Source organism: Nesterenkonia sp. F, assembly GCF_000220985.1.
In the GTDB taxonomy this organism is placed as follows: Bacteria; Actinomycetota; Actinomycetes; order Actinomycetales; family Micrococcaceae; genus Nesterenkonia.
Window position 1 is genome coordinate 1 of sequence record NZ_AFRW01000093.1, and the last position, 7,217, is coordinate 7,217.

Annotated in this window: 7 protein-coding genes and 1 pseudogene; 4 read left to right on the forward strand and 4 right to left on the reverse strand. The window is 73.0% G+C overall.

Features of this window, described 5'->3' with window-relative positions; translation table 11 throughout:
- The coding region (locus GU5_RS17265; protein WP_010525012.1) for a transglycosylase family protein at positions 1-1,009 on the forward strand (1,009 nt) is incomplete at its 5' end.
- Positions 1,010-1,141: 132 nt separating this feature from the next.
- Here the strand turns inward: GU5_RS17265 and hisD are convergent.
- Positions 1,142-2,449: a histidinol dehydrogenase gene (gene hisD, locus GU5_RS0107750; protein ID WP_010525013.1), complete on the reverse strand. Its 1,308-nt coding sequence runs from the start codon at positions 2,447-2,449 to the stop codon at positions 1,142-1,144.
- Between the two features lie 193 nt (positions 2,450-2,642).
- On the opposite strand from hisD, the gene GU5_RS16350 reads away from it, so the two are divergent.
- Entirely contained in the window at positions 2,643-4,385 is a 1,743-nt protein-coding gene (locus GU5_RS16350; RefSeq protein WP_139084375.1) for a mechanosensitive ion channel family protein, read from the forward strand.
- A gap of 193 nt (positions 4,386-4,578) precedes the next feature.
- Entirely contained in the window at positions 4,579-5,358 is a 780-nt protein-coding gene (locus GU5_RS17045) for a hypothetical protein (protein ID WP_139084376.1), read from the forward strand.
- Here GU5_RS17045 and GU5_RS0107765 read toward each other — a convergent pair whose 3' ends face one another.
- On the reverse strand, positions 5,359-6,192 hold the full coding sequence (locus GU5_RS0107765) for an SDR family oxidoreductase (RefSeq protein WP_010525016.1): 834 nt from the start codon (positions 6,190-6,192) through the stop codon (positions 5,359-5,361). It lies immediately after the preceding gene.
- Between the two features lie 119 nt (positions 6,193-6,311).
- On the opposite strand from GU5_RS0107765, the gene GU5_RS0107770 reads away from it, so the two are divergent.
- Positions 6,312-6,719 carry a hypothetical protein gene (locus tag GU5_RS0107770; protein ID WP_010525017.1) on the forward strand — a complete coding sequence of 136 codons (408 nt, stop codon included), beginning with the start codon at positions 6,312-6,314 and terminating at the stop codon, positions 6,717-6,719.
- A 13-nt stretch (positions 6,720-6,732) separates the two neighbouring features.
- On the opposite strand, the gene GU5_RS17890 is transcribed toward GU5_RS0107770, so the two are convergent.
- Both GU5_RS17890 and GU5_RS17610 read right to left on the reverse strand, forming a co-directional pair.
- A complete protein-coding gene (locus GU5_RS17890; RefSeq protein ID WP_010525018.1) occupies positions 6,733-7,089 on the reverse strand; it encodes a hypothetical protein in 357 nt (118 codons plus the stop codon).
- Positions 7,023-7,217: pseudogene (locus tag GU5_RS17610) on the reverse strand (hypothetical protein); the annotation flags it as partial. The pseudogene GU5_RS17610 and the gene GU5_RS17890, both read right to left, overlap by 67 nt.

The window sequence follows — 7,217 nt, forward strand, 5'->3', positions numbered from 1 at the left end:
GACCCAGGGTGTGGTGCGGGAGCTGGCTTCGCTGCTGGGGCAGTCGCCGGAGCAGACCTTCGGCGACCTGGTTTCGCAGGAGAAGTTCACCGATGCCGACGGGATTCTGGACCACGGTGCGATCCAGGCTCGGGTGGACGAGTTGAGCGCCTCCGAGTCGGCGCCGTCGTCGGACTCGTCCAGTGGGTCGTCCTCCGGCGGGTCGTCTTCGAGCGGCTCCAGCAGCAGCTCGTCGCACAGCCTGAGCCAGTACACCGACAACACCCAGGGTGTGGTGAAGGAGCTGGCCTCACTGCTGGGGCAGTCGCCGGAGCAGACGTTCGACGACCTGGTCTCGCAGGACAAGTACACCGATTCGAACGGGGTCCTCGACCACGCGGCGATCCAGGCGCGGGTGGACGAGCTGAGCGCCCCCGAGCCCGAGCCGGAGCCAGAACCGGAGCCGGAGCCTGAGCCCGAGGACAGCGGCTCGGCCGCCCAGTCCGGGGACTCCTCCACGCCGCCTCCGACGTACAACCCCGTCTGGGACCGGCTGGCGATGTGCGAGTCCTCCGGCGACTGGAGCATCGACACCGGCAACAGCTTCTACGGCGGCATCCAGTTCACCAAGCAGTCCTGGGAGGCCGTCGGAGGAACGGGATACCCGCACCACGCCTCGAAATATGAGCAGATCGCCCGCGGCTACGAGCTGTGGAAGATCCAGGGCTGGGGCGCCTGGCCGGGCTGCCAGGAGAAGCTCGGCCTCTCCGGCGACCCGGGCGGCGTGGAGAACTACACGCTGCCGGCTTCGGGCAGCGGATCCGGCACGATGGAGGCCGCCGCGAACTGGCAGCTCTCGCTCAGCATGCCGCTGCGTGCCGAGGCCGAGAGCTCCAGCGAGAAACTCGTCCAGCTGCCGCGCGGCGCCGCTGTGCGCCAGCTCGACGCCCAGGGCTCCTGGGTGCAGGTCAGCTACGAGGACGACGGCGAGACCGTCGTCGGCTGGGTCAACACCGGCGTGATGTCCTGATCGACTGATCGGCCGGTCAGCGGCCCGTCAGGCCCTCGGACTGGACGACCACGGCGCCGGCGCTCCTCCGTTCGCGGGATGAGCGCCGGCGCCGTCGTGCGTGGACGCCGATCCGGACTCGGGGGAACCCGCTCAGCGGAAGCGCACGTCCACCGCGTCGCCGTGGGCGGTCAGCCCCTCGGCGGCCGCCAGAGTGGTGACGTGGCCGGCGACCTGCCCCAGGCCCTCGCGGCCGTAGTGGATGACCTGCTGGGAGCGCATGAAGCTGGTGACGTTGAGCCCGGAGCTGTACGCCGAGGCGCCGCCGGTGGGCAGCACGTGGTTGGACCCGGCGCAGTAGTCGCCCAGCGAGACCGGGGTCCAGGAGCCCAGGAAGATCGCTCCGGCGTTGGTGATGCGCGCCGCGTGCGCCTGCTGGTCTGCGGTCATGATCTCCAGGTGCTCGGCGCCGTAGGCGTCGGCGACGGCCAGTGCGCGATCGATCGAGTCCACCACCAGCACCGAGGACTGCGTGCCGGTCAGTGCCTGCTTGACCCGCTCGACGTGCCGGGTGGTCGCCGCCTGCGCCTCGACCTCGTGCAGCACCGCCTCGGCCAGCGGCATCGAGTCGGTCACCAGCACCGAGGCGGCCAGCTCGTCGTGCTCGGCCTGCGAGATGAGGTCCGCGGCCACCAGGGCCGGATCGGCCGTCTCGTCGGCCAGCACCATGATCTCGGTCGGGCCGGCCTCGGCGTCGATGCCGACCACGCCCTGCACCGCCCGCTTGGCGGTGGCCACGAAGATGTTCCCGGGGCCGGTGATGAGACTGACCGGAGGGCAGACCTGCATGCCGGCGTCGTCGCGGGCGCCGTAGGCGAACATCGCCACCGCCTGCGCGCCGCCGACGGCGTAGACCTCGTCGACGCCGAGAAGTCGGGCGGCGGCCAGGACCGTCGGATGCGGCCAGCCGCCGAACTCGGGCTGCGGGGGAGAGGCGATGGCCAGCGACTCGACGCCGGCGACCTGGGCGGGGACCGCGTTCATCACCACCGACGACGGGTAGACCGCCTGACCGCCGGGCACGTAGAGGCCGACGCGCCGCACCGGCACCCAGCGATTGGTCACCTGCGCGTCGTCGCCGGGGATGACGGTCGAGTCCTGCGGCAGCTGGGCGGCGTGGACCGCCCGCGCCCGCCGGATCAGCTCGTCCAGAGCCGAGCGGACCTCAGGGTCGAGCCCCTCGAGGGCCTCGTCCTGGACGGAGTCCGGCACGCGCAGCGCGGGCGGGCGCACGCCGTCGAACTGCTCGCCGAGCGCCAGCACCGCTTCCGCGCCGCCGGTGCGCACCTTCTCCAGGATGGGGGCGACGGCGTCGACGGTGGCCGAGACGTCCTGGGCGGCGCGGGGCAGCACGGAGTCGACGTCGGCGGTGCTGCCGCGCAGGTCCCTGAGCGTGATCATGGTCCTCCTCGAGGCGGGCTGGGCGGCGGCGCGGAGTCGCCGGAGGCGGACTCCGGCGCGCGCCGCGGCGGGGATCGTCCCCGTCATTGTCCCCCGGAGTCCGCCCGGCCGGGAAACGGGGGCGTCCGCCGTCCGGCCGATGCTGGGAGGACATGCAGGGTTCCGTGGAATGATGGATGCCATGGTGTCGAGCATGATCCCGTCCGCACTCCTCTCCTCGCTCCTTCCTCCGTCGCCGCTTCTGGGCCTCCTCGCCGGCGGGGAGGCCCCCGAGCCGGCCGACGGGGCCACCGGCGGAGACCCGGCGGAGGAGGTCTCCGACGTCGTCGAGGACAACGTCCCGCAGGACGTCGAGACGCTGGTCACCGGCGCCGGGCCGGTCTGGGGCCTGCTCCTCGGGGTCGGCATCGCGCTCGTCCTCGCCCTGGTGGTCACACTGCTCACCTCCGTGGTCGCCAAGCAGCTCCTGCGGCGCATCCCCGCGGCCCTGGGCGCCGTCGACCGCACCCGCCCGCCGCTGTTCCTGACGCTGCTGCTGGTCGGGTCGCGGATCGCGATCAGCTACGCCGCCGGGGATGCGGCCTGGTCCGGCGCGGTCGGCTTCGTGCTGGTCGTGCTGGTGATCATCGGCCTCGCCTGGTGGGCGGTGCGCATCGTGCGCGTCGTCGAGGCGGTGGTGCTGGCCCACTACGGCGGCGACGGCAACTTGGACGACCGGCGCGGCCGCCGGGTGCAGACCCAGGTCTCGCTGATCCGGCGGGTGCTGATGGCGGTGATCATCACCGTGGCGGTGGCGTCGATGCTGCTGCTCATCCCGCAGGTCCGCGCACTGGGCGCTGGACTCCTGGCCTCGGCGGGCGTGCTCTCGGTGGTCGCCGGCATCGCGATGCAGTCGACGCTGTCCAACGTCGTCGCCGGTGTGCAGCTGGCCTTCACCGACACGATCCGCGTCGGCGATGTGATCGTCGTCGAGGACAACTTCGCCACGGTCGAGGACATCACGCTCTCGGTGGTGGTGCTGAAGGTCTGGGACGACCGTCGCATCATCTACCCCTCCAGCTACTTCGTGGCCACGCCCTTCGAGAACTGGACCCGGGTGGGCACGCAGCTGATGGGCACCGTCGAGCTCGACGTCGACTGGCGGGTGCCGATGGACGCGCTCCGCGGCCGGCTGCGGCGCCTGCTGGAGTCCACCGAGCTCTGGGACGGCCGTGACTACGGGCTCCAGGTCACCGACGCCTCCGCCGGGATGGTCAAGGTCTGGGTGGTGCTCTCGGCCCGGAACTCCGCCGAGCTCTGGGACCTGCGCTGCCTGGTCCGGGAGGACCTGGTGAACTATCTGCGGGCCGAGCACCCCTATGCCGTGCTCACCCAGCGCATGCTGGTCTCCCACGACGACGCCCTGTCCCGGAGCTCCACGCAGGTGCGCACCGGCGCGCTGGATCAGGTCGACGACGAGGCGGACCCGGACGAGGCCGCGGCGGGCGGGTCAGACGCTGAGTCGCGGTCGCGGGACGCCGCGGAGTCCCGGCCGACCACGGCGCCGCTGGACGTGGTGCCCGGAGCGTCCGGCTGGCCGACGTCGGCCGACGTCGACGACCAGGGCTCCTCCGAGACGGCCGACACCGGGGAGACGCCGCTGGCCTACAGCGGAGAGGGCGCCTCGCTGTTCACCGGCAGCATCGCCGCCGTCGAACGGGGTCGAGACTTCACCGGCCCCGGCGACGAGGCGCTGCGCGAGCGGCGTGAGCGCCAGGAGGAGCACGACGGTCTGGTCACGGAGGCCCCGGAGGATGCCGAGGGCGCCGAGGGCCGTGACGATGGCGACGACGGCGACGGCGAGGGAGAGCGTCCGCACCGCGCCCGCGAGCGGTCCGACGAGCCCGGGCGCGATGACGAGCACCGGTCGCCCCGCGCGCCCCGGGGCGAAGCCTGAATCGTCGGTCCCCGCGGGATCACGATCCGGCCACGACCGCGTTCTGACCGGGGCCTCGCTTCGGCCGGCCGTCGTGGACACGGCTATGGTGGAGGCACGAGGCCCGTCCCCGGCCTCGTCCGCCCCGGCCGAGCTCGACCGTCCCCATCGGCCGGCATGGGGCGCACGACCGACTGAGGACCCGCAGGAGAGCATGCACACGATGACGCATGGGCAGCGACCGCCGACGGCCGACCGGCAGCGGCATCTGCAGCCGTCGTCGCGCCGCCGCGGCCGACGCGCCGGGCTCGTGGCCGGGCTGCTCCTCGCCCTGAGCACGGCCGGCTGCGGCGACCCCGGGACCGGGCAGACCGGCGTCGGCGACACCGCCGCGAGCACCGAGACCGGCGCGACGGCCGGCGGAGGTGCCGGCGGCACCTCCGCCGGCACCTCCGCCGGCGCTTCTTCCGACGCCGCCGAGTCCGGCCCATCGGCCGACGGCGCGCCCTCGGGCGTCGGAGACATCGACGTCGACAGCTTCACCGTCGAGGCGAAGCAGTCTGCGCAGTTCCCCGGATCGGTCGATCCGGTCGGCGAGGGCGAGCAGCTGCTGCTGCGCACCGTCCGGGTCGGCTCCCACCAGGACTTCGACCGGGTGGTCTTCGAACACGCCGGCGACGGCATGCCAGCATGGCGCGTCGAGTACGTGGAACGGCCCACTCAGCCGGGCAGCGGCGGCGCGGTGGGCATGCGCGGCGAGGCTTTCATCGCCGTGCACGCGCAGGGGCTGATGCCCGGCAACGCCGGTGAGGAGGCCGGCCACCGGGTCGGCGCACGCGACTGGACCCACGCCAGCTCGATCATCCGCTCGACCTATTCGACCGTGGTCTTCGAGGGTGCCTCGACCTATTACATCGGCCTCGACCGCGAGCGGCCCTTCGAAGTCCGCGCGCTCGAGGACCCCTCGCGGCTGGTCGTCGACGTCACGGGCTGATCAGCGGGCGCCGTCCGTGGGCTGCCGGGGCGGGGCCGTGCTCGCGCCGTCGGCACCGTCCTCGTCGGCGTCGCCGGCCCGCTTGCTGACCGCCCACTGGACCAGGGAGTCGGGCATGAACCGCAGTCCGGCGGTCAGCGCCTGATAGCTGCGCGAGGGCACCGAGGTGGAGGCCCCGGCGGCGTTCGCGGCCAGGCCCTGGCGGACGACGTCGTCGGCGTCCAGCCACATCCACCGCTTCACGCCGGAGACGTCGAGGCCGGAGCGCTCGTGGAACTCGGTGCGCACCAGACCCGGGCAGAGCGCGGTGACCACCACGCCGTCGTCGTGGACCTGGGAGTGCAGCGCCTTGGAGAAGTTGATGACCCACGACTTCGCCGCCGAGTAGGTGCTGGTCGGGGTGAAGCCGGCCACCGAGGCGACGTTGATGATGCGGCCCGCCCGTCGGCGGAGCATCGCCCGGGCGGCGGTGTGGCAGAGCTCCATCGGCGTCTGGACGTGGAGCCGCAGCAGGTTCCGCTCGTCGTCCAGGTCCGAGTCCAGGAAGTCCGAGGACAGGCCGTGGCCGGCGTTGTTGACCAGCAGGCTCACCGGATGGCGCGGGTCGGAGAGCCGCTCCTGCACGGCGGCGACGCCGTCGTCGGTGACCAGATCGGCGACCAGCACGTCGACGCCGACGCCGTACTGGGCCGCCAGCGCCTCGGCCTGGGTGCGCAGCCGCTCGCCGTCGCGGGCGACCAGGACCAGATCGTAGCCCTGTCCGGCCAGCTGACGGGCGAAGGCCGCCCCGAGGCCGGCCGTGGAACCGGTGATCACAGCAGTGTGGGAGCTCATGGAAGTATCCTAGGCGTCGTCGTCCTCTGCTGTGCAGAGGTGTCCGTGATCTGGCCGCGGAGCCGCGCGTGCGGCACCCTGGGAGGCATGACCCGAATCGTCGAGCAGGAGGTCGCAGCATGCGCTGGCGCAAGAAGGTGGACTGGGGGCCGCGCCGCCTGACCAGGGGCGAGTGGGCCGTGCTCGAGGCGCTGATCGAGGCCGACGACCTCGATGCCGTCGAGTACGCCATCGAGGAGCTCACCGGATTCATGGACGAGTTCCGCGAGGACGTCGACGGCCGGCCGCTGATCGGGGTGACCGACGGTCAGCTCGCGGTGCTGGAGGAGCGCCGGACCTCGCACCGCGGGACGCCGGCGGTCAGCCTGACCTTCTGCGCGGCGGGACCGCCCGGCGAGGCCGAGCCGCACGCCTTCGACCGGCTCTCCGCGGCGGCGACCTCGCTGGTCGACCACGTGCAGGCCGAAGGGGTGGCGGTGCGCGGCATCCGCTGGGTCGAGCATGACCCCATGCCGCGTCCGTTCTGAGGTCGGCGCGGCCTCAGCGCTCGCCGAGCCGGTGCAGGTGGTCCAGCTGGGCGGCGGCGATCTTGGTGGTCACGCCCTCCGGCAGGCCGGAGCCCTCCCCATAGAGCAGCCGCCCGAGGGCGACGGCGTCGAGGTCCGGGCCGTGCGCGGCGAGCAGTCCGCGCACCTGGTCGAGCCGCTCGCGCCGGTGGGCCAGATAGCCGTCGACGACGGCGGCCAGGCTCTGCCGCTCCGGGCCGTGGGCCGGCAGCAGGCGCGCGGAGCCGTGGTCGCGCAGCCGCTCGAGGCTGGCCAGATAGTCGGTCAGCGTGCCGTCCGGGTGGTCGAGCATCGTCGTGCCCGAGCCCAGGACGGTGTCGCCGGTGAGCATCGCCCGCCCCCTGCGCCGTCGACGTCGGAGGGATCGTCGGGGACCCAGAAGCTGACCGAGTCCGAGGTGTGGCCCGGCGTATGGACCACCACCAGCGCGGCGCCGTCGACGACCAGGCGCTCGCCGTC